General features: G+C 60.0%; 22 protein-coding genes. 10 read left to right on the top strand and 12 right to left on the bottom strand.

The genetic code is table 11. The features are described 5' to 3' along the window. Positions 1-94 precede the first annotated feature (94 nt). The 3 genes from EQV97_RS12200 to EQV97_RS12190 form a co-directional block, all read right to left on the bottom strand. Entirely contained in the window at positions 95-865 is a 771-nt protein-coding gene (locus EQV97_RS12200; protein ID WP_225568966.1) for a MetQ/NlpA family ABC transporter substrate-binding protein, read from the bottom strand. 79 nt (positions 866-944) lie between these two features. Continuing rightward, positions 945-1,619, bottom strand: coding sequence for a methionine ABC transporter permease (locus tag EQV97_RS12195; protein ID WP_045059106.1), 675 nt, complete (start codon positions 1,617-1,619; stop codon positions 945-947). Continuing rightward, the gene (locus tag EQV97_RS12190; protein WP_225568965.1) at positions 1,619-2,626 is read right to left on the bottom strand and encodes a methionine ABC transporter ATP-binding protein; all 1,008 of its coding nucleotides are present in this window, start codon (positions 2,624-2,626) and stop codon (positions 1,619-1,621) included. Before EQV97_RS12190 ends, EQV97_RS12195 begins: the two co-directional genes overlap by 1 nt. Before the next feature lie 262 nt (positions 2,627-2,888). Between EQV97_RS12190 and katE the strand changes: the two genes are divergently transcribed. Next, the gene (gene katE, locus EQV97_RS12185) at positions 2,889-5,027 is read left to right on the top strand and encodes a catalase HPII (protein ID WP_240888992.1); all 2,139 of its coding nucleotides are present in this window, start codon (positions 2,889-2,891) and stop codon (positions 5,025-5,027) included. A 121-nt stretch (positions 5,028-5,148) separates the two neighbouring features. Here the strand turns inward: katE and EQV97_RS12180 are convergent, their stop codons facing one another. The 4 genes from EQV97_RS12180 to zur are packed head-to-tail and all read right to left on the bottom strand — an operon-like array spanning position 5,149 to position 7,951. Then, positions 5,149-5,865, bottom strand: coding sequence for a PA5502 family lipoprotein (locus tag EQV97_RS12180; protein WP_240888991.1), 717 nt, complete (start codon positions 5,863-5,865; stop codon positions 5,149-5,151). A 37-nt stretch (positions 5,866-5,902) separates the two neighbouring features. Next, positions 5,903-6,691: a zinc ABC transporter permease subunit ZnuB gene (znuB, locus tag EQV97_RS12175; RefSeq protein WP_122840874.1), complete on the bottom strand. Its 789-nt coding sequence runs from the start codon at positions 6,689-6,691 to the stop codon at positions 5,903-5,905. After that, entirely contained in the window at positions 6,684-7,469 is a 786-nt protein-coding gene (gene znuC / locus EQV97_RS12170) for a zinc ABC transporter ATP-binding protein ZnuC (protein WP_240888990.1), read from the bottom strand. The genes znuB and znuC overlap by 8 nt, the downstream gene beginning before the upstream one ends. Further along, a complete protein-coding gene (zur, locus tag EQV97_RS12165; protein ID WP_240888989.1) occupies positions 7,469-7,951 on the bottom strand; it encodes a zinc uptake transcriptional repressor Zur in 483 nt (160 codons plus the stop codon). The genes znuC and zur overlap by 1 nt, the downstream gene beginning before the upstream one ends. A gap of 66 nt (positions 7,952-8,017) precedes the next feature. Between zur and znuA the strand changes: the two genes are divergently transcribed. Then, positions 8,018-8,938, top strand: a complete 921-nt coding sequence (gene znuA / locus EQV97_RS12160; protein ID WP_240888988.1) for a zinc ABC transporter substrate-binding protein ZnuA — start codon at positions 8,018-8,020, stop codon at positions 8,936-8,938. 122 nt (positions 8,939-9,060) lie between these two features. Here znuA and EQV97_RS12155 read toward each other — a convergent pair whose 3' ends face one another. After that, complete coding sequence (locus tag EQV97_RS12155) at positions 9,061-10,011, bottom strand: homoserine kinase (RefSeq protein WP_240888987.1); 951 nt, start codon at positions 10,009-10,011, stop codon at positions 9,061-9,063. A 58-nt stretch (positions 10,012-10,069) separates the two neighbouring features. Beyond that, on the bottom strand, positions 10,070-10,360 hold the full coding sequence (locus tag EQV97_RS12150; RefSeq protein ID WP_045059114.1) for a DUF2782 domain-containing protein: 291 nt from the start codon (positions 10,358-10,360) through the stop codon (positions 10,070-10,072). Between the two features lie 74 nt (positions 10,361-10,434). On the opposite strand from EQV97_RS12150, the gene polA reads away from it, so the two are divergent. Beyond that, on the top strand, positions 10,435-13,203 hold the full coding sequence (gene polA / locus EQV97_RS12145; RefSeq protein WP_122840878.1) for a DNA polymerase I: 2,769 nt from the start codon (positions 10,435-10,437) through the stop codon (positions 13,201-13,203). 380 nt (positions 13,204-13,583) lie between these two features. Here polA and yihA read toward each other — a convergent pair whose 3' ends face one another. Beyond that, positions 13,584-14,228, bottom strand: coding sequence for a ribosome biogenesis GTP-binding protein YihA/YsxC (gene yihA, locus EQV97_RS12140; RefSeq protein ID WP_045059116.1), 645 nt, complete (start codon positions 14,226-14,228; stop codon positions 13,584-13,586). 191 nt (positions 14,229-14,419) lie between these two features. On the opposite strand from yihA, the gene EQV97_RS12135 reads away from it, so the two are divergent. From EQV97_RS12135 to EQV97_RS12105, 7 genes are all read left to right on the top strand, one after another. After that, on the top strand, positions 14,420-14,710 hold the full coding sequence (locus EQV97_RS12135; protein WP_045059117.1) for a c-type cytochrome: 291 nt from the start codon (positions 14,420-14,422) through the stop codon (positions 14,708-14,710). 46 nt (positions 14,711-14,756) lie between these two features. Then, positions 14,757-15,368: a cytochrome c4 gene (locus EQV97_RS12130; RefSeq protein WP_122840879.1), complete on the top strand. Its 612-nt coding sequence runs from the start codon at positions 14,757-14,759 to the stop codon at positions 15,366-15,368. 199 nt (positions 15,369-15,567) lie between these two features. Further along, a complete protein-coding gene (locus EQV97_RS12125; protein WP_045059119.1) occupies positions 15,568-16,209 on the top strand; it encodes a thiol:disulfide interchange protein DsbA/DsbL in 642 nt (213 codons plus the stop codon). Between the two features lie 14 nt (positions 16,210-16,223). Next, positions 16,224-17,087 (top strand): endonuclease/exonuclease/phosphatase family protein, encoded by an 864-nt coding sequence (locus EQV97_RS12120; protein WP_045059120.1) that lies wholly within the window; start codon positions 16,224-16,226, stop codon positions 17,085-17,087. Positions 17,088-17,099: 12 nt separating this feature from the next. Beyond that, positions 17,100-19,052, top strand: coding sequence for a diguanylate cyclase (locus EQV97_RS12115; RefSeq protein WP_240888986.1), 1,953 nt, complete (start codon positions 17,100-17,102; stop codon positions 19,050-19,052). A 102-nt stretch (positions 19,053-19,154) separates the two neighbouring features. Further along, complete coding sequence (locus tag EQV97_RS12110; protein WP_122840882.1) at positions 19,155-19,934, top strand: N-acetylmuramoyl-L-alanine amidase; 780 nt, start codon at positions 19,155-19,157, stop codon at positions 19,932-19,934. A gap of 76 nt (positions 19,935-20,010) precedes the next feature. Continuing rightward, positions 20,011-21,624 (top strand): EAL domain-containing protein, encoded by a 1,614-nt coding sequence (locus EQV97_RS12105; RefSeq protein WP_240888985.1) that lies wholly within the window; start codon positions 20,011-20,013, stop codon positions 21,622-21,624. Between the two features lie 7 nt (positions 21,625-21,631). Here the strand turns inward: EQV97_RS12105 and EQV97_RS12100 are convergent, their stop codons facing one another. Continuing rightward, positions 21,632-23,422, bottom strand: a complete 1,791-nt coding sequence (locus EQV97_RS12100; protein WP_240888984.1) for a KinB sensor domain-containing domain — start codon at positions 23,420-23,422, stop codon at positions 21,632-21,634. Between the two features lie 10 nt (positions 23,423-23,432). Continuing rightward, positions 23,433-24,779: a sigma-54-dependent response regulator transcription factor AlgB gene (algB, locus tag EQV97_RS12095; protein WP_045059125.1), complete on the bottom strand. Its 1,347-nt coding sequence runs from the start codon at positions 24,777-24,779 to the stop codon at positions 23,433-23,435. Between the last annotated feature and the right edge of the window lie 34 nt (positions 24,780-24,813).

Genomic DNA, 24,813 nt, shown 5'->3' with positions numbered 1-24,813 from the left:
TCGCAGCCTGCGCCAGCTCCTACGTAATCGGGTCGATACCGATGCTTGTGCAGGCGCTGCCGAAGGCTGCGATCTTTTGCTTTTGGCCGCTAGATCAGAACGCTGGCAATACCGCGCCTTTGTACTTCTCCAGGATGAAAGCTTTGACTTCCGGGCTGTGCAGGGCCGCGACCAGTTTCTTCATGTCTTCGCTGTCCTTGTCGTCCGGACGGGCCACCAGAATGTTCACGTAGGGCGAGTCGTTGCCTTCGATGACCAGCGCGTCCTTGGACGGATCGAGCTTGGCCTCCAGCGCGTAGTTGGTGTTGATCAGCGCCAGGTCGACCTGGGTCAGCACGCGCGGGATGGTCGCCGCTTCCAGTTCGCGGAATTTCAGGTCCTTGGAATTCTCGGTGATGTCCTTGACGCTCGACAGGATGTTGTTCGAATCCTTCAACTTGATCAGCCCAGCCTTCTGCAGCAGCAACAGGGCGCGACCGCCATTGGTGGCGTCGTTGGGGATTACCACGTTGGCGCCGCCTGGCAAGTCGGCCAGGGTTTTGTATTTGCTGGAATAGGCGCCCAGTGGTTCCAGGTGCACGCCGGCAATGGCGACCAGGTTGGTGCCCTTGGCCTTGTTGAACTCATCCAGGTATGGCTGGTGCTGGAAGAAGTTGGCGTCCAGGCGCTTCTCGGCCACTTGCACGTTGGGCTGGACATAGTCGGTGAAGACCTTGACCTTCAGGTCCACGCCGTCCTTGGCCAAGGCTGGCTTGATGAATTCGAGAATCTCTGCGTGCGGGACTGGCGTGGCGGCAACGGTCAGGGTGTCCGCCTGGGCAGAGAACGCAGCAACGGCGGCGAATGCGACAAGTAGTTTTTTCATTCAGCTAACTCCATGTGAGGCGCCAGTTATGCGGCGCCTGCCAGCGAATGGCCGGCTCATTTGCAAAAGACGAGAGTATTTATTTGCGGGAAAAATGCACAACCAATTTGTCACCAACGGTTTGCAGCACCTGGACCAGCACCAGCAGCAACACCACAGTCACCACCATCACATCGGTCTGGAAACGTTGATAGCCGAAACGGATCGCCAGGTCACCCAGGCCGCCAGCGCCGACGACACCGGCCATTGCCGTGTAGGACACCAGTGTAATCGCTGTCACTGTAATCGCTGCGAAGATGCCCGGACGGGCTTCCGGCAGAAGGGCATTGGTGATGATCTGCCGAGTGGTCGCACCCATGGCCTGGGTCGCCTCGATGATGCCGCGATCCACTTCACGCAAGGCGGTTTCCACCAGTCGCGCGAAAAACGGCGTGGCACCCACGACCAGCGGCGGAATCGCACCGCCTACACCCAGGGAGGTGCCGGTGATCAGCACTGTGAAAGGAATCATCACGATCAACAGGATGATGAAGGGCAGCGAACGCAGGATATTCACCACCAGCGACAGCAGGGCGTACAGCCCCTTGGCTTCGAGCAGTTGACGCGGGCTGCACAGGAACAGCAGCACACCCAGGGGCAGGCCCAACAGCACGGTGAACAGCAGCGAACCGCCGAGCATCAGCAGCGTGTCGCCAGTGGCCAGCCAGATTTCGAACCAGTCGATGTTGGAGAAGAAACTTGTCAGGGCTTCCATTAGCGCAGCACCTCCATGTGAACGTCAGCCGCGGTGAAGCGGGCAAATGCCGCCTCCATGTCGCCACCGGTGACGGCCAGAGTGAGTTGCCCATAAGGGACGTCTTTGATGCGGTCGATGCGGCCGGCGAGGATGCTGTAGTCCACACCCGTTTCGCGAGCGACAGTACCCAGTAAAGGCGCATAGGTCGCTTCGCCCTGGAATGTCAGACGCACGATGCGGCCTGGGACATGGGCGAAGTCGTCGCGTTGTTCACTTTCATCGATCTGCTCGTCTTCCTGCACAAAGCGCTTGGTCGTCGGGTGCTTGGGATGCAGGAACACATCGGCAACCGAGCCCTGCTCGACGATCACACCAGCGTCCATTACCGCCACCTGGTCGCAGACCCGACGAATCACGTCCATTTCGTGAGTAATCAGCACGATGGTCAGCTTCAACTCGCGATTGATCTCAGCCAGCAACTGCAGGACCGACGCAGTGGTTTGCGGGTCCAGGGCGCTGGTGGCCTCGTCGCACAACAGGATTTTCGGCTTGGTGGCCAGGGCGCGGGCGATGCCAACGCGCTGCTTCTGCCCACCAGACAACTGAGCCGGGTATTTTTTGGCGTGATCGGACAGCCCGACCCGCGCCAGCAATTCGGCCACGCGCTGGTCGATCTCGCTGCGCGACAGCTCGCCGGCCAGAGTCAGGGGCAGCGCGACGTTATCGGCCACGGTCTTGGAGGCCAGCAGATTGAAGTGCTGGAAAATCATCCCGACCTGTTGGCGGAAGCGTCGCAGGCTGCTGGCGTCGAGCGCAGTGACTTCTTCGCCGTCGACGAAGATCTTGCCGCCAGTGGAATTCTCCAGCCGATTGATCAGGCGCAGCAGAGTACTTTTGCCCGCGCCGGAGTGGCCGATCAGGCCAAACACCTGGCCGTTCTCAATCGTCAGACTGGTCGGGTGCAGGGCGGGAATTTCCTTACCGGCGACGCGGTAGGTTTTGTGGACGTTTTGAAACTCGATCACGTAGCGAACCTTGTGGGGCGCGTTGGAAAAGGATCAGCGGTTAGCCGGGCGCGCATTTTAGCCTGTCCGTATAGAGGTTCTTAGCATTTATTTCGCATTCAACCAGCGATTTGGCAATAACGCGATCAAAGGTCAGAAAAAAGGAACGGCTGAAACAGTCACCAGTCATTTATTAGGCAGCTCGAGAATCGCCAGGTGCCGTGCCTGGAACATTGCTCACAAGTCCGGCTAGGACGAGATCGCAACGAGGAGTTTACGACTGATGAGTACCAAGAAACCTGCCACACCTAAAAGCGAACTGGCCGGGACCGATACCCTGGACCGCAGCAATACCAATACCAAGCTCGACAGCCTGGAAACATTTCGCTCCGACGCCACAGGCCAGGCTTTGCGCACCAATCAGGGCGTAAAGGTTTCGGACAATCAGAACACGTTGAAGGTCGGCGCGCGCGGGCCCTCGCTGCTTGAAGACTTCATCATGCGTGAAAAAATCACGCACTTTGACCACGAGCGTATTCCCGAGCGTATCGTCCACGCCCGCGGCACCGGTGCTCATGGATACTTCCAGGCCTACGAAAACCATGCGGCATTGACCAAGGCCGGTTTCCTCCAGGACCCGGGCAAGAAAACCCCGGTATTCACCCGCTTCTCCACGGTGCAGGGCCCTCGCGGCTCGGGCGATACCGTGCGCGATGTGCGCGGTTTTGCCGTGAAGTTTTTCACCGACGAAGGCAACTTCGATCTGGTGGGCAACAACATGCCGGTGTTTTTCATCCAGGATGCAATCAAGTTTCCCGACTTCGTCCACGCCGTGAAACCTGAGCCCCACAACGAAATCCCTACTGGCGGCTCTGCCCACGATACCTTCTGGGACTTTGTTTCGCTGGTCCCGGAGTCGGCGCACATGGTGATCTGGGCCATGTCCGACCGCGCGATTCCCAAGAGCCTGCGCAGCATGCAGGGTTTTGGCGTGCACACCTTCCGGCTGATCAACGCCGAAGGCAAATCGCGCTTCGTCAAATTCCACTGGCGCCCTTCCAACGGCACCTGCTCGCTGGTTTGGGATGAAGCACAGAAGCTCGCCGGCAAAGACACCGACTTCCACCGTCGAGATCTGTGGGAAGCGATCGAGATGGGCGATTACCCGGAATGGGAATTGGGCGTGCAAATTGTAGAAGAGGAAAACGAACACTCCTTCGACTTCGACATTCTCGACCCGACCAAGATCATCCCCGAGGAAATCGTGCCTATCACGCCACTGGGCAAAATGGTGCTGAACCGCAACCCGGATAACTTCTTCGCCGAAACCGAACAGGTCGCGTTCTGCCCGGGGCACATCGTGCCAGGCATCGATTTCTCCAATGACCCGCTGCTGCAAGGCCGGCTGTTTTCTTACACCGACACGCAGATCAGCCGTCTTGGCGGCCCCAACTTCCACGAAATCCCGATCAACCGTCCGGTCGCACCGTTCCACAACGGCCAGCGCGACGCGCTGCACCGCACCACGATCGACAAGGGCCGTGCGGCCTACGAGCCTAACTCCATCGACGGCGGCTGGCCGAAAGAGACGCCGCCAGCGGCACAGGACGGTGGTTTCGAGTCCTATCCCGAGCGCATCGACGCCAACAAGATCCGCCAGCGCAGCGAGTCCTTCAGCGACCACTTCTCCCAGGCGCGGCTGTTCTTCCACAGCATGAGCAAGCACGAGCAGGAACACATCATTGCGGCCTACAGCTTCGAGCTGGGCAAAGTCGAACGTGAGTTCATTCGTGCCCGTCAGGTGAACGAGATCCTCGCCAACATTGATCTTGAACTGGCCGCACGCGTAGCCGCTAACCTCGGTTTGCCGGCACCCAAGGCCGGCACGGTCGATGTGCCGAAGACTTCGCTGGATCGCTCACCCGCGCTCAGCCAGGCCAACCTTCTGCCCGGCAACATCAAAAGCCGCAAGGTGGCGATTCTGGCGGCCAACGGTGTCGATGGCGCAGCGATTGATGCGCTGAAAAAAGCGCTGGCAGCCGAAGGGGCGCACGCCAAGCTGCTGGGGCCGACTTCGGCACCCGTGAAGACCGCTGACGGCAAGACACTGCCGGTGGATGCGTCGATGGAAGGGTTGCCGTCAGTGGCGTTTGACGCGGTGTTCGTGCCCGGTGGCGCAGCCTCGATCAAGGCCTTGAGCACCGATGGGGTGGCGCTGCATTACGTGCTGGAAGCCTACAAGCATCTGAAGGCGATCGCTTTGCACGGCGAAGCCAAGCAGTTGCTGGACGTGCTCAAGCTAGAGGCGGATGCGGGATTGATCGTGGGAGGGGATACGAAGCTGTTCAAACCGTTTATTGCAGCGATCGGGCAACATCGGGTCTGGGATCGTGAGCCGAAAGCCAAGGCGGTTCCGGCTTAATATTTGTTGCGTTAGTAAGGATGCCATCGCGGGCAAGCCTTGCTCCCACAGGGTTAACGGCTGAACACACATGCTGTGATCAGCGCTAACCACTGTAGGAGCGAGCTTGCTCGCGATGCTTTTAAGGTTTACGCGGAATCAAAACCATCTGCGCAGGAATATTGCGCAGAATCTGCTTCTTCAGCTTCAGATCAAACTCCGAATCAAGCTTCTTCACCCGCTTGGTCAATAAAGTCGCCAACCACGGATAATCCTGGGTACGCGGCGCTTGAATGCTCACTGCGCACTCGTAATTCACCACATCGGCAGCGATCGCGTCCAATTGGCGGCGCAACTTGGCCATATCTGTCAGGTTTAGCGCCACCGTGGTGCTTTCGGCCGTGGGGTCGATGACTTTGGCTGCTGGCTTGGCTTCGGCCGCCATGAGCGCCGCTTCCGCTTTATCCAGTTCGGCCTTGCGTGCATTAACGATGGCATTATTGACCCCGCCGGTCAGCGCGGGCGCCTTGGGCATCAGCGCCCGAGCCCGGCTGAGGGCCGTGGCGGCAGCATTCACATCACCTTTTTGCAGCACAATGCGGCTGCGCAGCAGATAAGCCTCGGCCAATTGACGCTGGTACTGCTCGAGCGATTGGTCATTCGGGGCCTCGGCCTGCAAGGCAGCCAGTTGCCCTTCGGCAGTCGCCAGCTCACTGCTGGCGAGGCTTTGTTCCAGTTGCGCGACAGCCGCAGGTCGCGCATCAGTGACCTCGGGGGTCGCCGGTGGCGTACTTTGGCAAGCGCCCAGCAGCATGGAAAATGCGACAAGGAGCAGATAACGGGAGGTGAACGGCTTCATTCCTGCGACTCTCTATTTGCGCAAAAAACGAGCAAGTCTACACCCCTCGACGGGGCAGGACAAAACTCAGCAGAAACAGCCCGGCCGCCGTCACCACAATCGACGGGCCCGCCGGAGTGTCCTTGAACCAGGATAACGCCAGGCCGCCACACACGGCGAGCATGCCCAGCAGGCTCGCGCCCACTGCCATCTGCTCCGGCGAGCGAGCGTGACGCTGCGCTGCCGCCGCCGGAATGATCAGCAGCGAAGTGATCAGCAACACCCCGACTATTTTCATCGCGACCGCAATGACAACGGCAATCAGCAGCATCAAGGTCAGGCGCAGAGATGCCACCGGCAACCCCTCAACCTTGGCCAATTCCTCGTGCACAGTGATCGCCAGCAAAGGTCGCCACATCGCCAACAGCACCACAAGAACCGCCGCACTTCCGCCGAGAATCCAGGCCAGATCGCCGGGACTGATGGCGAGCAGGTCGCCAAACAGATAGGCCATCAGGTCTATCCGCACTTCATGCATGAAGCTTAGTACCACCAGGCCCAATGAGAGGGTGCTTGGTGCAAGAATCCCCAATAGCGTGTCCGACGCCAGTGGTTGGCGTTGCTGCAAGGTCACCAGCAGCACCGCGAGCAACAGACAGCCCACGGTGACGGCAATGGCAGGACTGACATCCAGCAGGAAACCCAAGGCTACCCCGAGCAGGGCGGCGTGGGACAGGGTGTCGCCAAAGTAGGCCATGCGCCGCCACACCACAAACGAACCCAGCGGCCCCGCCACCAGCGCCAGGGCCAGGCCTGCAAGCAGGGCGTAGAGCAGAAAATCAGCCATGCTTGCAGCTATCTCCATGAACATGGGTAGAGGCCGGTGAGGCCGTACTGACCACCGAACCATGCAGGTCATGGGCATTGTCATGGTGGTGGTGGTAGATCGCCAGGCTTTGCGCGTTCTTGCCGAACAACTCGACAAACGCCGGATCGCCACTGACTTGCTCGGGGTGCCCGGAACAGCACACGTGTCGATTCAGGCACACCACCTGATCGGTCGTGCTCATCACCAGGTGCAGGTCGTGAGACACCATCAGGACGCCGCAGCCGTGGCGGTCGCGCAAGCGGGTGATCAGGCTGTAGAGCTCGGCTTGACCCGCCACGTCCACGCCCTGTACCGGTTCATCAAGCACCAGCAGTTCAGGTTCGCGCAACAGCGCGCGGGCCAGCAGCACACGCTGCATCTCGCCGCCGGAAACACTTTGCACCGGGCTGTCGATCACCTGCTCGGCACCGACTTCCTTCAAAGCAGCCAGGGCCCGGGCACGGTCTACACCCGGCACCAGGCGCAGAAAACGCAGCACCGAGAGCGGCAGCGTCGGGTCGACGTGAAGTTTTTGCGGCATGTAGCCAACCCGCAGCTTCGGCTTGCGCCAGACACTGCCACTGTCAGGTTTCAACAGACCAAGAACGGCCCGGACCAAGGTCGTCTTACCCGCACCGTTGGGACCGATCAGGGTAACGATCTGCCCAGGTTCGACGCCAAGTTCGATGTTATCGAGGACGTTTTGCCCAGCGAAGGTTACGGTAACCTGCTCAAGACGGATCAGCGCGTTGCTCATCAAGCCCCCTGGCAACCCGAGCACAGCCCGACGACCTCAACGGTCTGGCCTTCAACCACAAACCCGACATCACTGGCGCTGTCGATGATCGCGTCGCTGATGGACTTCTGTTCAAGCTCGATAGCTGCGTGACACTCCCGGCAAATCAGGAACTGGCCCTGATGCGCATGCTCGGGATGATTGCAGCCGATGAAAGCGTTGAGTGACGAGATCCGGTGCACCAGGCCGTTTTCCAGCAGGAAATCCAGGGCCCGGTATACGGTAGGCGGCGCGGCTCGTCGGCCGTCCTGTTCGCTGAGCACCGCAAGAATGTCGTATGCCCCCAGCGGCTTGTGGCTTTGCCACACCAGTTCCAGCACCCGACGGCGCAAGGCTGTCAGGCGCAGGCCTTGACGCGCGCACAGGGCGTCAGCCTCCGACAGAGCGCTTTGGACGCAATGAGAGTGGTCATGGGGACGGCTGGCTATCGGTGTTTTTGGCATGAGCGGCGACGAGTTTTGTGAGAGACGTTATTATGTTACCCCTTCTCGCCTCTTCGAGTGGTCATTGTGTCCCGACTTTTTTCTTTCTTTGTTACATTTCTCGCCAGTTTGATCATGATGGCCAGTGCCCATGCCGAGGTGCGGGTGTTGACCAGCATCAAGCCTCTGCAACTGATCGCTGCAGCCGTCCAGGACGGCGTGGCGATTCCGGAAGTGCTGCTGCCGCCGGGCGCCTCTCCGCACAATTATGCCCTGCGCCCATCCGATGTACGAAAGGTGCAGGCCGTCGATCTCGTCTACTGGATCGGCCCCGATATGGAAGGCTTTCTGCCTCGCGTGCTGAAAGGTCGCACGCTGCCCAGCGTCGCTGTGCAGGACCTGCCGGGTCTGAAATTGCGCCATTTTGGCCAAGACAGTCATTCTCATGCCGAGGAAGCGGACGAGCATGATCATGATCATCGTCCGGGCAGCCTGGATGCGCATTTGTGGTTGTCCCCGGTCAACGCCCGGGTAATCGCCACAAAAATGGCCGCCGACCTCAGCGCTGCGGACCCCGCCAACGCTGCGCGTTACGAGAGCAACCTCAAGGCCTTCGATGAGCGCCTGGATGCACTGGACCTGCGTTTGAAAAAGCGCCTGGCAGCCATCGCCGACAAACCGTACTTCGTGTTCCACGAGGCTTTCGACTACTTCGAGGACGCTTACGGCCTCAAGCACGCGGGTGTGTTCAGCGTTGCCGCCGAAGTGCAACCGGGTGCCCAGCACGTTGCCGCCATGCGCACGCGACTGCAGGAAGTCGGCAAGACCTGCGTGTTCAGCGAACCTCCACTACGCCCGCGCCTCGCGGAAACCCTGGTGGCTGGCCTCCCCGTTAAACTGGCAGAGCTGGATGCGCTGGGCGGATACACGCCAGCGACCGCCCAGGGCTATGAGCAGGTGCTGGAGAAGTTGGGCAATGATCTGGCGGGGTGCCTGGAGTCACTGTAAGCAACACCACCCCCTGTAGGAGCGAGCTTGCTCGCGAAGAAATCTGCAGCAATGTGGGGTGCCAGGCACCCCGCGTTATCGTTGACGACCCTCGCGAGCAAGCGCTCCTGCACATAATGGGGTTACAGGGCAAACGGCAGCGGCGTACTCACCTTCTGCCGCTGCGCCAGCCGGCGCTGAAACTCCATCGGATCGTGAATCAACACATCCTGGCCGGCAAACGACTCGGCCGCGATCAACCGCGACAGCCAGAACCGCACGCACGCCACCCGCAGCATGGTGGGCCACAACTCGGCCTCCGCCGCAGTGAAGGGACGCAAGCCAGCATAAGCTCCCAATAGCGCCCGGGCCCGCGGCCCATCAATGGTTCCGTCTTCGTCCGAACACCAGTCATTCAAGGCGATCGCGACGTCGTACAGCATCGGCCCGGAACAGGCGTTGTAGAAGTCGATCAATCCGGTCAGGTGCGTGCCTTCGAACATCGCGTTATCGCGAAACAGGTCGGCGTGGATATTCGCCCTTGGCAGCGCCAGAATTTTCGTCTTCTCCCGGTTGATTTCGTCCAGCGCGCGCTGCAGCAACTCGTTCTGCTCGGCATCCAGGTGCGAAAGAAACTGCGTGCCCTCCTCCTGCATCCAGTCCAGGCCGCGATCGGTCTTGCGCTTGATCATGTTGGCCTGGGTGGCCAGGTGAAGGTGGCCGAGCAGCTCACCGACCTGAGCGCAATGCTGCGCGTTGGCCTCCTTGATGTGCTTGCCCGCCAGGCGCGGCTGCAACAATGCAGGTTTGCCGGCCAGCTCACGCAGGGCCACGCCCTCGGTGGTGCGCAAGGCATAGGGCACTGGCAGGTCGGCAGCGTGCAGCACGTCCAGCAATTCAATGAAGAACGGCATTTCCTGCACCGGCCCACGCTCAACCAGGGTCAGGACGAACTCGCCCTGCTCCAGGCTGATGAAGAAATTGGTATTTTCGCTACCGGCGGCGATCCCCTGGAAATCAAGCAGGCGGCCGAGCCCGTATGGGGCGAGAAAGGTTTCCAGCTCGGGCCGAGCCAGGGGGGTGAACACAGACATGTTTTAACTGCCAGTACGGGCGCCGCCGGATCAGCCAGCGCCAATTGAAATTAAGAAACTACTTCCACTCGAAGATCTTCCACGACGGAATCAGCATATCTGGCTGATCCGAGCGGATGAAGTTTGCATCGGTCCCGTCTGCGCGCACCAGGAAATACGGCGGCGCGCCCTTGGGCGTGACCTTGATCGCATACAGGAAGCCATTTTGGCGGTACTCCTGAATGACCTTGTCGCCTTCCGTGCGAATGGTGACATCCGGGTCCGAGGATGGCGCATCGTCCGCTGCCATGACGGCCAACGGTGTAATTGCAAACAAGCCGGCCAGCAACAGGCGATTTAGTGTGCGCATGATAACCTTGTCCCTTTGTCGTCAACGGTCCCGCTATTCTAGCGCCGGACCCGCCGAAAAGGTTGATCCTGCTCATGAGCCAAGCCCCCCTCGTCCTGGTGGACGGTTCTTCTTACCTGTACCGCGCCTTTCACGCGCTGCCGCCGCTGACTACTTCCAAAGGCCTGCCCACCGGCGCGGTCAAAGGCGTGTTGAACATGCTCAAGAGTCTGCGCAAGCAGTACCCGGACAGCCCGTTCGCCGTGGTGTTCGACGCCAAGGGCGGGACGTTCCGCGATGAGATGTTCGCCGAATACAAAGCCAACCGCCCAAGTATGCCCGACGACATGCGCGTGCAAATCGAACCGCTGCACCAGAGCGTGAAGGCTTTAGGCTTTCCGTTGCTGTGCGTAGACGGCGTCGAGGCCGATGACGTGATTGGCACCCTGGCCCGCAGCAGTGCGGCGGCCGACCGTCCGGTGGTGATCTCTACCGGCGACAAGGACATGGCGCAACTGGTCGACGGCCACATTACCTTGGTCAACACCATGACCGGTAGCGCGCTGGACGTAGAGGGCGTGAAGGAGAAATTCGGCGTCGCTCCCGAGCAGATCATTGATTACCTGGCCTTGATGGGCGACTCCTCCGACAACATTCCAGGCGTCCCGGGCATTGGACCCAAAACCGCCTCCGGGCTGCTGGTCGGCGTGAATGGCGGGTTAACCGAGCTCTATGCGCAGCTCGACATCGTTCCGACCTTGCCGATTCGCGGCGCCAAGACCCTGCCGGCCAAGCTTGAAGAGCACAAGGAAATGGCATTCCTCTCCTATCGCCTGGCCACGATCAAGATCGACGTCCCTCTCGACATCGGGCTCGACGACCTGCAAATGGGCCAGCCGGACCACGACAAACTCGCCGAGCTCTACACGCTGCTCGAATTCAAGAGCTGGTTTGAAGACAACCAGCGTGAGGCCAAGCGCTCGGGCCAGGAGATTGTCGAAATTGCCCAGGAACAGCCGGGCGCCGTCGAAGCTCAATACGAAACCATCCTTGACCAGGCACGCTTCGAAGCCTGGCTGGACAAGCTCAACAACGCTCCGTTGATTGCGTTTGTTACTGAAACCAATGGCGGCGATGCGCAGCACTCGCAACTGGTGGGCCTGTCCTTCTCCGTTGCCGCAAATGAAGCAGCCTACATTCCCCTGACCCACTCCTACATGGGCGTCCCGGAACAGCTGGATCGCGACAGTGTTTTACTGGCGTTGAAGCCGCTGCTGGAGAATCCGCACAAACTCAAGGTCGGCCAGCACGCCAAGTTCGAAACCAACATCCTGGCCAACTGCGCCATTGGTGGCGATCAGAGCAACGGGATCATGGTCCGGGGCATTGCCTACGACACCATGCTCGAATCCTATGTACTGGACTCGACGGCAACGCGCCATGACATGGACAGCCTGGCGCTGAAGTACCTGGGACAGAGCAAGACTGACATTCAGGAGATCGCAGGCAAAGGCGTCAAACAGCTGACTTTTGACCAGATCTCCCTTGAACTCGCCGGCCCCTACGCCGCCGAAGACGCCGATGTGGTCTTGCGCCTGCACCTCGCCCTGCAGGAAAAACTCGCAGCGACACCGAGCCTGTGCACGGTCCTGGACGAAATCGAAATGCCGCTGATGCCGGTGCTGGCGCGCATCGAGCGTCAGGGCGCGCTGGTGGACGCCAATCTGCTGGGCATCCAGAGCGTTGAGCTCGGCGAAAAACTCGTCGCCCTTGAGCGCGAGGCGTTTGCCATCGCCGGTGAGGAGTTCAACCTGGGCTCACCCAAGCAACTGGGGGTGATTCTTTACGAAAAGCTGGGTCTGCCAGTCCTCAGCAAAACCGCCAAGGGTCAGGCCTCCACAGCCGAAGCGGTACTGGCCGAGCTGGCCGAACAGGATTACCCGCTGCCCAAGGTGCTGATGCAGTACCGCTCGCTGAGCAAACTGAAAAGCACCTATACCGATCGGCTGCCAGAGCAAATCAATGCGCGTACCGGCCGCATCCACACGTCCTACCAGCAGGCCGTGGCGGCCACAGGACGCCTGTCGTCGATCGACCCGAACCTGCAGAACATCCCGATTCGCACCGCCGAAGGCCGGCGAATTCGCCAGGCGTTCGTTGCGCCGAAGGGCTACAAGCTGCTGGCGGCGGACTATTCACAAATTGAACTGCGGATCATGGCGCACCTGGCCAAGGATGAAGGATTGTTGCATGCCTTCCGCAATGATCTGGACGTGCACAGGGCCACCGCCGCCGAAGTGTTTGGCGTCGAGTTGGCCGATGTCACCACCGACCAGCGCCGCAGCGCCAAAGCGATCAACTTCGGCCTGATCTACGGGATGAGTGCGTTTGGCCTGGCCAAACAGATCGGCGTAGATCGCAAGCAGTCCCAGGCGTACATCGACCGTTATTTCGCGCGCTACCCGGGCGTATTGCAATACATGGAGCGCACCCGTGCCCAGGCGGCCGAGCAAGGTTATGTCGAGACCATCTTCGGCCGCCGCCTGTACCTGCCGGACATCAACGCGAAGAACCCGGCCCTGCGCAAAGGCGCGGAACGCACAGCGATCAACGCCCCCATGCAGGGCACTGCGGCGGATATCATCAAAAAAGCCATGGTGGCGGTGGATAACTGGCTGACCGCGTCCGGCCTGGATGCCAAAGTCATCCTGCAGGTCCACGATGAATTGGTGCTGGAGGTGCGTGAGGATCTCGTGGATCAGGTTCGCGAAGAAATCCGTACGCACATGAGCAATGCCGCGAAACTGGACGTGCCACTGCTGGTCGAAGTAGGTGTGGGTAACAACTGGGATGAGGCTCACTGAGTCCCGATTCACCCCATACTGCAGGAGCGAGCTCGTTCGCGAAAAACCTGAGGGCGCCGAAGATAATCTGGCGCCCCGCAGAATCGCTAGACCATCGCCGGGAGCAAGTTCTCTACACAGGAACCGCACCGCGGCAATTAGTCGCGGCCTCGCGGGTTAGACCGCAATGTTCTTGGGGTTATTCCAAACGCATTCGAAAATAATCTGAACTAAACCGCCAAAACACCACTCAGATTTACTGAATGGCTGGTGAAGCCCTTCGATGCTCCTATGTTGTGTTAAGTGTTGGCAGATATCTGGACCCCGCCCTAGCGGTCCGGAACTTGAACCCCGGAACTTCCCCCTCCCCATAGAAGTCCGGGGTTTTTTTTGCGTGCGATTTATTGCTCGGCCGTTTGCGCACCTTTGTCTGCCAGTTCCATCCAGCCCGCCAGTACAGTGTAGGCGTCTTCCAGGCCCAGGCGCTTTGGCGCCGAAAATAGCTGGATCGAGATCGCGTCGCCCCAGCCTTTACGGATGTCCGACTGCACTTTGAGCAGCACGTTTTTCGCCGCGCCGTAGGTCAGTTTGTCGGCCTTGGTCAGCAGGATGTGCATCGGCATGCCGCTGGCGACAGCCCAGTCGAGCATCAACAGATCGAAATCGGTCATTGGATGACGGATGTCCATCATCAGAATCAGACCTTTCAAACTCTCGCGACCACCCAGATACGCTTCCAGGTGACGCTGCCAGTGCAGCTTCAGCGGGATGGGTACTTTTGCATAACCGTAGCCCGGCAGGTCGACCAGACGGCGATCATCGTCTAGCTTGAAGAAGTTCAAGAGTTGCGTGCGACCGGGCGTTTTCGAGGTCCGCGCCAGGCTGGCATGCGTCAGGGTGTTCAGCGCGCTGGATTTACCGGCGTTGGAACGGCCGGCAAACGCCACTTCGAAGCCTTCGTCGTCGGGACATTGATCGACTTTGGCAGCGCTGAGCATGAAGGTGGACTGTTGGCACAGGCCGAGGATGGGGTTCTTGAGTTGCATGGGATTTCCGATGTGGGCGGCGCCGGGAATGGACGCGGCGAGCAGTGTCGTTTCCGTTTCAGTGACGCCAGTATATAATGCCGCAGATTTTGTGTGCGCTTTGTCCCAGCGTAGGATGAAGAACACGAGAGCGATAGACCTTGATTGCGCATCAGAACGCAGCACGCTCTCAACCCTGAAAAGGTCGTTTTATGACGAAATGGCTGCTAGCTGCCGGTATCTTGATGCCGCTTTACAGCGCTCAGGCTACACAGGATCCGGAAGCTGTGTACAACCGTGTTTGTGGTGCCTGTCATTCCGGCCAACTACCCATGGCGCCCAGAAAGGGCGATCAGGCAGCTTGGACGCCGAGGTTGGCGAAAGGTATGGAGACGCTGGTGCAACACGTGACCCAGGGTTTCAAGGCGATGCCGCCGCGTGGTTTGTGCATGGACTGCAGTGCCGAGGATTACCAAGCCATCATCCAGTGGATGAGCGAGTGATCCCGGTCCATAACTCTTTAACCCTTAGCCGTAGTTGGATTAGCTGATGAACAAATTGATCGTGAGTCTGCTGTTGACCGTGGGGATCTCCGGCATTGCCCATGCTGCAGGTGATGCGACTGCTGGTCAGGCGAAAGCCGCAGTATGTGGCGCCTGTCATGGCCCGGATGGCAACAGCATGGCGCCTAACTTTCCGAAACTGGCAGGCCAGGGCGAACGTTATCTGAACAAGCAGTTGCACGACATCAAGTCCGGCAAGCGTGTCGTACTGGAAATGACCGGCCTGCTGACCAACCTGAGCGATCAGGACCTGGCTGATATGTCCGCCTACTTTGCCAGCCAGAAAGGCAGCGTTGGCGCCGCCGACCCGAAAGTCGTGTCTCGCGGTGAAGCCTTGTTCCGTGGTGGAGACCTGGCCAAGGGCCTGCCGGCCTGCACCGGTTGCCACTCGCCTAACGGCGCCGGCAACGCTGCTGCCGGCTTCCCGCACCTGGGCGGTCAGCACGCTCAATACATTGCCAAGCAACTGACCGACTTCCGTAAGGAAGAAGGCGGCCGCACCAACGACGGCGACACCAAGACCATGCAGACCATTGCCAAACGCCTGAGCGATGAAGATATCGCCGCGGTGTCGAGCTACATTCAGGGCCTGCACTAAGGCCGTCCATGGAGCATCAAGGGGGACGGACATCTCCTGCAATGTTAACGCTCCATTAATCCGTCGCAGCAAGTATAAAAAGGGTGGCTCTGGCCGCCCTTTTTTGTGGCCGCTGCCGTTACACTACAGAACTCAAGCCCGCCATGACCTGTCTGAATACAGGTCGCGCGAGGCGACCAAAATTGTCCAGGAGTAAAGCATGCGTAATCTGATCATCAGCGCCGCTCTCGTCGCTGCCAGCCTGTTCGGCATGACTGCACAGGCAGCCGAAGCACCTGCCGCCCCCTATGTCGAACTGAGCAACCCGGTTCAGGTCGCCGTGCCCGGCAAGATCGAGGTGGTAGAGCTGTTCTGGTATGGCTGCCCGCATTGCTACAAATTCGAGCCAGTGATCAACCCTTGGGTTGAAAAATTGCCATCCGATGTGAACTTCAAGCGCATCCCGGCGATGTTCGGCGGCCCTTGGGACGCCCACGGCCAAATGTTCCTGACCCTGGAATCGATGGGTGTCGAGCACAAGGTTCATGCCGCCGTGTTCAAGGCAATTCAGGAAGAACACAAGAAGCTGGTAACTCCGGAAGAAATGGCCGAGTTCCTGGCAACACAAGGTGTCGACAAGGATAAATTCCTCGCTACTTTCAACTCCTTCGCCATCAAGGGCCAGGTCACCCAGGCTCGCGAACTCGCCAAGAAGTACGAAATTACTGGCGTGCCAACCATGGTCGTCAATGGCAAGTACCGTTTTGACATCGGCTCTGCCGGCGGCGCCGAACAAGCATTGCAACTGGCCGATAAGCTGGTCGAACAAGAGCGAGCGGCTAACAAGGCTGCTGCCAACTAAGCGCGGGGCCTGCCATGCGCCGCTGGGGAACTGAACGAGTGGTTGGCCTGCATGATCCGCGGGTCAACGAACATCACCTGGAATCGACCGGGTTGCCCGCTGACAGCCGTCTGCGGCTACTCAGTTTTAATATCCAGGTGGGCATCAGTACCGAGCGTTATCGGCACTACCTGACCCGGGGGTGGCAGCATTTGCTACCCCACACCGGGCGCGCCACCAATCTGCAAAAGATCGGCGACCTGCTGGGTGACTTCGATCTGGTCGCTTTGCAGGAAGCCGATGGTGGCAGCATCCGGTCGGGCTATGTCAACCAGGTCGAACACCTGGCCCAGCTCGGGGCCTTCCCCTACTGGTACCAACAGCTCAATCGCAATCTTGGTCGCCTCGGCCAGCACAGTAATGGCGTGCTCAGCCGCCTGCGCCCCTGGGCGATTGAAGATCATCCGCTGCCGGGGCCCAAGGGTCGCGGGGCAATTCTGGTGCGTTTCGGCGAAGGCCCGGAGGCCCTCGTCGTGGTGATGATGCACCTGGCGCTCGGGGCGCGGACGCGTAGCCTGCAACTGGCCTACATCCGCGAACTGATTGGCGGCTACAAGCACCAGGTGTTGATGGGCGACATGAACACCCACGCCAGCGACCTGCTGCAGAATTCGCCGCTGCGCGATCTCGGCTTGCTCGCCCCGCAGCTGGAAGCGACCTTCCCCAGCTGGCGTCCACAACGCTGCCTGGACCATATTCTGCTGAGCCCGACCCTGACCCTTGAAAAGGTCGAGGTCCTGGCACAACCCATTTCCGATCACCTGCCGGTCGCGGTAGAGATTCGTCTGCCGGGTTCGCTCACGGCTGATGCATTCCCCGCGTTGAGTCCTGCCCCCTAGCGGATCCCCTGAATGAGCGACGAAGCACAGCGCTGGAAAGAGAAATACCTTCAAAGCATCGAACATCAGGAAAAACTCGAACGTCGCTGGGACGCCCGGCTCGACTTGCTGCGCCGTGGGCTGGTGCGCAGCACGCTGGCGGCCGAGGGCACCGATCGGACGGTCGATGAATGCATGAAGGAAATGCGCGACGTAGTGCGTACCGATGACATGGACGCCGGCCTGGCCGCATTGTTGCCGCGCCTGGAAAAAGCAGTGCTCGATTCCGAGCAACGCCGCGAGACTCGGGTCAATCAAACCAGCGCCGCACTGACGGCACTGGTCGCGCAGTTGCAAACACTGCCGCTGCCGCGAGAAGTGAGTCGCCCCCTCAAGCAGTTTGCCAAGCAACTGGATGCACGGGTTGGCCAGGCTCGCGAGATGCCGCTGCTGCTTAGCGAGTTGAGCGGGCTGCAGGGTAAAGCGCTAAGTCGGCTTGAGAGCCCAGAGGAATCGGAACGACCAAGCTTGTTGCAACGCCTTTTTGGCAACCGTGAAGCGCAGGACACCGCTCCCGCGCAGGTGCCAGCAGCGATGGCCCCAGTACGCGCACCAGTGATTGCGGCGCCCGCTGCCGAGCCCCCCCCGGAACCACCTGCAGCTACTGAACAGCAACCCCCGCTGGTTACGGCGCCAGTGCCAGTAGCGGCACCGGCACCGGCATCAAATGCTGCACAGCCTGCGCCAGCGCCGCCGCCACAAGAGCCTGAGCAACCTGAGCAACCCGCAATTGCCACCGAAACGTCTGCGCCGACCAGCGCTGAACCGCCCACCGTCGAAGACGTGCCCACTTCTCCAGACACGCTCGACACTCCGGTCGCCGATGCGCAACCTCCCGAGCAAGACACGCTCTACGCGCTTCCGGACTCACCAGAGCCCACCTACAGCTCGGTGGCCAGGCACATTGAAGACACGTTACTGGGCCTGCTTGACGACCTGACACTGCCCGAACGTCATCGTCCGCAAGCCGAGGCCATGCGCCTGCGCCTGCAAAATGGATTGAACTGGTATGAGCTGATCCCGATCCTCGACGACCTGGCCACCTTGATGCTGGCGATCACCGGTAGCGGCCAGCATGAATTCGAAACCTACCTGCAGCAGCTCAACGAACGCCTGGAGGCTTTCCAGAGCAACCTGAGGGCGGCCAGCGACGGGCATGCCGACAACCGGTCTGCTGCGCGCGAGATGGACTCGCAAATCCGCGAACAGGTCGATGGCTTGCAGAGCAGCATGCAGGACGCCGCAGACCTGGACGGGCTCAAGCATGCCCTGGAGAACCATCTGGAGGGCCTGCTGGGCACCCTGGACCATTTCCAGAAACAGCGTGACGAACGTGAACAGGAAGTGGCGAGTCGCCTGCAAGGCCTGGCTGATCGGGTGGCCCACATGGAACACGAAGCCCTGGGCTTTCGCGAACACCTTGAAGAACAGCGCCAGAAAGCCCTGATCGATCCGCTGACCGGCCTGCCCAACCGCGCTGCCTGGAACGAGCGCCTGGATCAGGAAATCAGCCAATGGCATCAACAGGGAAACAGCCTGTTGCTGGCCATGCTCGACCTCGACCATTTCAAGCGGATCAACGACAACTATGGCCACCTGGCGGGCGACAAGGTCCTGAAGATCATTGCCACCGTCCTGCGCAAGCGCTTGCGCGGCTCGGACTTCATTGCCCGATTCGGCGGCGAAGAATTTGTCCTGCTGATGCCCGCGACCTTACCGGCGACAGGTGCCAGTCTGCTCGAAAAATTGCGCGCAGCCATCGAAGCCTGCCCTTTTCACTTCAAGGGCGAACCGGTAACGGTGACCCTCTCGATGGGCATGACCGCCTTCCGGCCTGGCGAGCACAGTGACGCGGCGTTAAAAAGAGCCGACCAGGCGCTCTATCGGGCCAAACATGCGGGGCGCAACCGCATCGAATTGGGGTAAAGCCAATTGTTCCATTTTGTTTAAATCGGCGCTTTGGCCTTCGACCCGCCCGGCATTACGTTACACTGTTGCATTATCATCCTACGTGTATCGTCACTCGCCATGAAATATTTCGCCCTTCTTGTGTCGCTCGTCCTGCTGGCAGGTTGCGCCAGTGGCCCGCGCATCGACACCAGTCATCCGTCAGCCAACCACGACAGCCGCATCCAGTTCGTGGTCGTGCACTACACCTCGGCGTCGCTTGAGCGCTCGCTGCAACTGCTGACCCACGGCGAAGTCAGCAGCCATTACCTGATCGGCGACGACAACAAGGCGACCATCTACAAGTTGATGGATGAAGGCCTGCGCGCCTGGCACGCCGGCGAGAGCGAATGGCAAACCCGTACCTGGCTGAACTCCAGCTCAATCGGCATTGAAATCGTCAATCCGGGCTTCAAGGACACGCCGACCGGCCGTCTGTGGTATCCCTACAGCGACGCCCAGATCCAGTCCCTGGTCTTCCTGCTCAAGGACATCAGCAAGCGCTACGGCATCAACCCTCACAACATCATCGGGCACAGTGACATTGCTCCGGGACGCAAACTCGATCCGGGCCCGCTGTTCCCGTGGAAGCGCCTGGCGGAGCAGGGGTTGGGCGTTTGGCCGAACGAACAAGCCGTGGCACGCCAGCAAGCGCAGTTCAATGTGCAGCTGCCGAGTATCAGCTGGTTCCAGGGGCAACTGGCGCGCCTAGGTTATGCCACACCGCAAACCGGTGAACTGGATGTTTCCACTCGTCACGTGTTGTCGGCGTTCCAGATGCATTTCCGGCCTTCCCGGTTCGACGGCACGCCGGATGCGCAGACTGCGGCACTGCTACAAGTCTTGAATCAGACAAAATAATGACGCCCGCCCGACGGTCGGGCGTTTTACTCAACCAGCAGCTATAACTCATTGGTAATTCTTCGGATGTTACCGGATGCCACCTGCTCGAGAGACACTACGTAGCTGGTTTTATCGCCCATGGTTTTTGGCGACGCTGGCGGCTGTCTTCAGTGCAACGTTATTGCTTACAGGCAGTCTATTCGTCGCCGTCCACCACATTGATAAAAACGAAAGCGAAGAGATGAATGCTCAGGGCGAGCGCTTCCTTGCGCGCATGGAGCAGTTGTTCGGCCAATTGCGAGAAAGCCTCGACGACCTTGAAGCCCAACCTTTGCGCACCTGCGACGATGAAATGATCGCCACCTTGCAGCAGGTGACATTCAACTATCGCTTCGTTTACGAAGCCGCCTACATGGACTCCTCGCGAATCTGCTCCAACCGGCCTCGCCAGGAAGGCCTGTCGATGAGCCGCGCCCCGGACATCAAGGGCCCCACCTACAGCTACTGGCTGAACACCACCACCGAACCGGACGAAAACCGCGCAGCGCTGATGCTGGGGCGCGGCAATTTTCGGGTCGCTACTTCGCGTGGCCATTTGACCGACATGGTCGACCTGACGCCAGGTAGCAGCCTGCTCGTGGTGCTCGACCATGGCAAACGCGCCATACCGGTTCTCGGTGCGGAGCAGGCCTGGCCGCCGCTGGAAGTTTGGTCGCCAAAAAGCCGCGATGCCTTGCAGATTACCCAGACACACCTGATCTACCGCATGCCCACCAACAACCCCGCCTATCAGCTGGTGCTGATCTCACCGCGCACGGGAATCCACGTGCCGCCGGTCTGGTGGTGGCTGGTCCCGGCCAGCCTGGTGCTGGGTGGTTTTGTCGGGTTTCTGGTCTTCCTGCTGGTGCGGCAGCGCCAGTCGATGGATGCCGAGCTCAGCGGCGCCATCCGCCGGGGCGAACTGCAGGTTTTATATCAACCGATTTTCGATCTCGACAGCCGCAACTGCGTCGGCGCCGAAGCCTTGCTTCGATGGCGCCGACCGGACGGCACGCTCACCAGCCCCGACCTGTTCATCCCCATGGCTGAGAATACCGGCCAGATCCGCCAAATGACTGATTTTGTCCTGCAACGATTACTGGAGCAGTTGGGCCAACTGCTGCGCGCCAACCCCCAGCTGTACATCTCGGTCAATCTCGCGGCATGCGATGTCATGGTGCCGCGCGTTGGCCAGGTCATGGCCCGCTTGCTGACCTTGCACCGGGTCGCCGCCAAGCAGATTGCCTTTGAAGTGACCGAGCGCGGATTGATCGACGTAGTCGTCGCCCGGGAAAACCTGCAAGCCTTGCGGGACGTCGGGCACCAGGTGCTGATTGACGACTTCGGCACTGGCTATTGCAGCCTCGCCTATCTGCAAACGCTGCCAGTAGACTGCCTGAAGATCGACAAGGCGTTTATCGACGCCCTGGGACATGACGCCGCCAGCAGCGGCGTGGCGCCGCACATCATCCACATGGCCCAGGCCCTGCAACTCAAGGTGATTGCCGAAGGCATCGAACATGAAGCCCAGGCCGCCTTCCTGAGCAGCGAAGGGGTGAAGTTCGGTCAGGGCTGGCTATTCGCTCGAGCATTAAGCGCAGTGCAGTTCATCGAACTGATTACCCGTGGCCGACGCCTGGCAGGCCGTCGCCTGGACGACGAGGCCTGACCACGCTTCAGACCGCCAGGGCCATGTAGAACTGCGTGCCCTGCCCCGGTCGCGAGTAAACCCCCATTCGCCCGCCGTGCAGTTGCACGATCTCCTTGCACAGCGCCAGGCCGAGGCCCGCGCCGCCTTTCTTGCGACCGACCTGCACGAAAGGTTCGAAAATCCGCCCCTGCTGGCCGTAGGCAATTCCTTCGCCGTTGTCCTCTACGCTGATGATCACACGTTCGCCGTGGCGTCTTGCCTGCAGGCGAATCTGCCCGCCCGGGGAGGTGTGGCGCAGCGCATTATCAATAAGGTTATCCAGTACACGATCCAGCTGCGCCTGGTCGGCCTGCAGCCGGGGCAACGGGTCTTGCACTTCCACCACCAGATCGATATTGCTCGCAAGAGCGGTCCCACAGAAACGTACCCGGGCCTGTTCCAGCAGATCTTCGATGGAGCACGGCGCCAACGTGAGCTTCTGCAGACCGTTCTGGTAACGAGAAAAATTCAACAGATCGTTGATCAACTGCATCAGCCGCTGCATCTCTTCGTTTACCGTATCCAGCAGATCGGCTTCACGAGAATCCTCCGGGAATTTGGCCCTTTCCCGGAACAGGCCGAACGCCATATGCATGCCGGTGACCGGTGTGCGCAGCTCATGGGAAGCCCGCAGCACGAACTCGCTGCGCACCCGTTCGAATGCACGCTGTTCGGTTACGTCGTGCAGCACCATCACCGCGCCGAGGATATGCCCCTGGGTGTGGCTCACAGGCGTCAAGCTGTAGGTGAGCAACCGCGATTCGCCGTCGACCTCAATACTCAGGTCTTCGGGAGCCCGCTCCAGGGTGCCGCCGCGCAACACCAGCTGCAGCTGCCCATCGAGCTCCGGACGTTCGAGGGCCGAACCCAACCCCTGCCCCAAGCGGTCCGAGTCCCAGCCCAGCTGCCGTTGGGCCACTGGGTTCAAATGCTCCAGGTGTCCTTCGCGGTCAATCATCAACAAACCGTCATCGATGCTATCGAGCACCGCTTGCAGGCGCTGTTGGCCGGCGAGCAATTCGTCAACATTGGTTGCCTGATGCTCGCGCAGGGCCTCGGCCATGATGCCAAACCGCTTGGTCAGCAGATTCATCTCCGCAGCTGACGATATCGGCAGGGTGACTTCAAAATTGCCCTGGCCAATATTGTCAGCCGCCAGCGCCAGCGCCTCGATCGGAGCACCAAAACGCCGGGCAATGGCATGGGCAGTGACAAAGCCGATAATCAGCACCGCGAGGCCAACCAGCCCGATCAGACCGGCTACCAACAAGGCACGGTCTCGCGCTGAACGTTCGGTTGCATAGATGGCATCCAGGGCGCGCTTGTGCTCGGAAAGCAGACCATTGCGCAGTTTGTTGAATTTTTCCGTGAGCTCTTCGTTTCCGCTCAACAGATGGGAGGGGCTACGTGTATCCGCGTAGGCCTGCAAAAAATCCTGGTAGTCAGCCTTGGCCTGCTTGAAACCGTACTTGAAGCCGTCACTCACCTGTTCGTGGGCAATGCCTTCGTCGAGCAACTGCAGGTAGTGATCCCTGGATTTATCGAAAGCAGCGCGGTCCGGGTTCTCGCTGAGCATGACGACCAACTGGTCACCCAGGGTCTGGCGCAGTTTCAGCCCCAGATCCAGGGTGGCGAAATTGTTGCGAACCAGCGACTGCTGGGAACTGGCCATCTGCATCACGCTGACCAGCCCGAGCAACAGCCCAAGCAGCGCGACGGTGATCAGCGCGGAAATGCTCAGGAAGAGCCGGGTGCGCAACTTCATCGCCAGTTTCATCGGGGATGACTCACAGGTTGTACTGCTTGCGTTTGCGATACAACGTCGAGGCGTCGATACCCAAGGTCTTGGCAGCCTGGTCCAGCGTGTCGGCGGTGGCCAGGACCGCGCCGATGTGAGCCTTTTCCAGCTCGTCCAGACTCAGTGCCGCGCCAATACGCGGCGCGTTGTTCACCGGCGTTTCTGCCATGCCCAGGTGGCTGATCTCGACTCGTTCCTGCGGACAAATGATGCTCGCACGCTCCACCACGTTACGCAGCTCACGGATGTTGCCCGGCCAGCGATATCCGAGTAACGCCTCGCGGGCCTCCTCGCTGAAACCCCGCGCCGGACGCGCGTACTCCTTGACGAAGCGGGCCAGGAAGCGATCAGCCAGGTTCAGGATGTCTTCACGCCGCTCGCGCAAAGGCGGTAGATGCAACGTGATGACGTTCAACCGATAAAGCAGGTCTTCGCGAAAGCGCCCATCGCGCACCATGTCTTCGAGGTTGAGGTTGGTCGCCGCCAGAATCCGCACATCGGCACGGCGAGTGACAGGGTCGCCGACTCGCTCATACTCCTTGTCCTGAATAAAACGCAGCAACTTTGGTTGCAACGTGAGGGGAAAATCGCCGATCTCATCAAGAAACAAGGTTCCGCCATCCGCCTGGTTGACTCGACCCAAGGTACTTTCGCTGGCGCCGGTAAAAGCACCCCGACTGTGACCAAACAACTCGCTCTCCATCAACTCCGCGGTCAACGAAGGACAGTTGATAGTGACGCAAGATTTTTTCGCGCGCTTGCTCCAGCCATGAATGGCATGGGACAACTCGCCCTTACCCGTCCCGGACTCGCCGAGAATAAGGATGTTGGCGTCGGTACCGGCGACTTGGCGGGCCGTTTCCAGCACCACTTTCATGGCCGGGCTATGGGAGTCCAGGCCGTCCTTGGGCTTGCGCACTTCACCTTCCAGCGCTTCAAGGCGCGCCGAGAGTTGCCGCACTTCCAATTGCTTGGCCGTGGCCAGACGCAGCTGGTCGGGGCTGCACGGCTTGACCAGATAATCGGCAGCACCGGCCTGGATGGCATCTACAGCCGTATCCACAGCCGAATGAGCGGTGACTATGACGACACGCATCCATGGCGCCTGAATGCGCATCTGTGCGAGGACGTCGAGGCCGTTGTCTTCTCCCAGGCGCAAATCCAGAAAGCACAGGTCAAACACCTGGCGTTGCAGCAAGGCATCTGCCTGAGCAGCGCTGTTGGCCGTGGCGACACTGTAGCCTTCGTCTTCAAGGCAATAACGGAAAGTTCGCAGGATGGCGGATTCGTCGTCCACCAGCAGAATGCGGCCTTGATGCTCCGTGGCTGACTCCATTTTCCTACGCTCCATAAAGAATGATCTTAGGTTA

This window comes from Pseudomonas sp. TMW22090, assembly GCF_022496665.1.
Lineage (GTDB): Bacteria > Pseudomonadota > Gammaproteobacteria > Pseudomonadales > Pseudomonadaceae > Aquipseudomonas > Aquipseudomonas gregormendelii.
The sequence above is the reverse complement of the archived record's forward strand: the minus strand, read 5'-3'. Positions and strand labels throughout refer to the sequence as shown.

Excerpts from the sequence above, each read along its gene's own strand:
- zur (WP_240888989.1), bottom strand. The coding sequence starts at position 7,951 with ATGCCAAAAACACCGATAGCCAGCCGTCCCCATGACCACTCTCATTGC.
- EQV97_RS12195 (WP_045059106.1), bottom strand. The coding sequence starts at position 1,619 with ATGGAAGCCCTGACAAGTTTCTTCTCCAACATCGACTGGTTCGAAATC.
- EQV97_RS12105 (WP_240888985.1), top strand. The coding sequence starts at position 20,011 with ATGCCACCTGCTCGAGAGACACTACGTAGCTGGTTTTATCGCCCATGG.
- EQV97_RS12110 (WP_122840882.1), top strand. The coding sequence starts at position 19,155 with ATGAAATATTTCGCCCTTCTTGTGTCGCTCGTCCTGCTGGCAGGTTGC.
- katE (WP_240888992.1), top strand. The coding sequence starts at position 2,889 with ATGAGTACCAAGAAACCTGCCACACCTAAAAGCGAACTGGCCGGGACC.
- znuC (WP_240888990.1), bottom strand. The coding sequence starts at position 7,469 with ATGAGCAACGCGCTGATCCGTCTTGAGCAGGTTACCGTAACCTTCGCT.
- EQV97_RS12180 (WP_240888991.1), bottom strand. The coding sequence starts at position 5,865 with ATGAAGCCGTTCACCTCCCGTTATCTGCTCCTTGTCGCATTTTCCATG.
- yihA (WP_045059116.1), bottom strand. The coding sequence starts at position 14,228 with ATGCAACTCAAGAACCCCATCCTCGGCCTGTGCCAACAGTCCACCTTC.
- EQV97_RS12200 (WP_225568966.1), bottom strand. The coding sequence starts at position 865 with ATGAAAAAACTACTTGTCGCATTCGCCGCCGTTGCTGCGTTCTCTGCC.
- polA (WP_122840878.1), top strand. The coding sequence starts at position 10,435 with ATGAGCCAAGCCCCCCTCGTCCTGGTGGACGGTTCTTCTTACCTGTAC.
- EQV97_RS12135 (WP_045059117.1), top strand. The coding sequence starts at position 14,420 with ATGACGAAATGGCTGCTAGCTGCCGGTATCTTGATGCCGCTTTACAGC.
- EQV97_RS12155 (WP_240888987.1), bottom strand. The coding sequence starts at position 10,011 with ATGTCTGTGTTCACCCCCCTGGCTCGGCCCGAGCTGGAAACCTTTCTC.
- EQV97_RS12130 (WP_122840879.1), top strand. The coding sequence starts at position 14,757 with ATGAACAAATTGATCGTGAGTCTGCTGTTGACCGTGGGGATCTCCGGC.
- algB (WP_045059125.1), bottom strand. The coding sequence starts at position 24,779 with ATGGAGTCAGCCACGGAGCATCAAGGCCGCATTCTGCTGGTGGACGAC.
- EQV97_RS12100 (WP_240888984.1), bottom strand. The coding sequence starts at position 23,422 with ATGAAACTGGCGATGAAGTTGCGCACCCGGCTCTTCCTGAGCATTTCC.
- EQV97_RS12125 (WP_045059119.1), top strand. The coding sequence starts at position 15,568 with ATGCGTAATCTGATCATCAGCGCCGCTCTCGTCGCTGCCAGCCTGTTC.
- znuB (WP_122840874.1), bottom strand. The coding sequence starts at position 6,691 with ATGGCTGATTTTCTGCTCTACGCCCTGCTTGCAGGCCTGGCCCTGGCG.
- EQV97_RS12120 (WP_045059120.1), top strand. The coding sequence starts at position 16,224 with ATGCGCCGCTGGGGAACTGAACGAGTGGTTGGCCTGCATGATCCGCGG.
- EQV97_RS12150 (WP_045059114.1), bottom strand. The coding sequence starts at position 10,360 with ATGCGCACACTAAATCGCCTGTTGCTGGCCGGCTTGTTTGCAATTACA.
- EQV97_RS12115 (WP_240888986.1), top strand. The coding sequence starts at position 17,100 with ATGAGCGACGAAGCACAGCGCTGGAAAGAGAAATACCTTCAAAGCATC.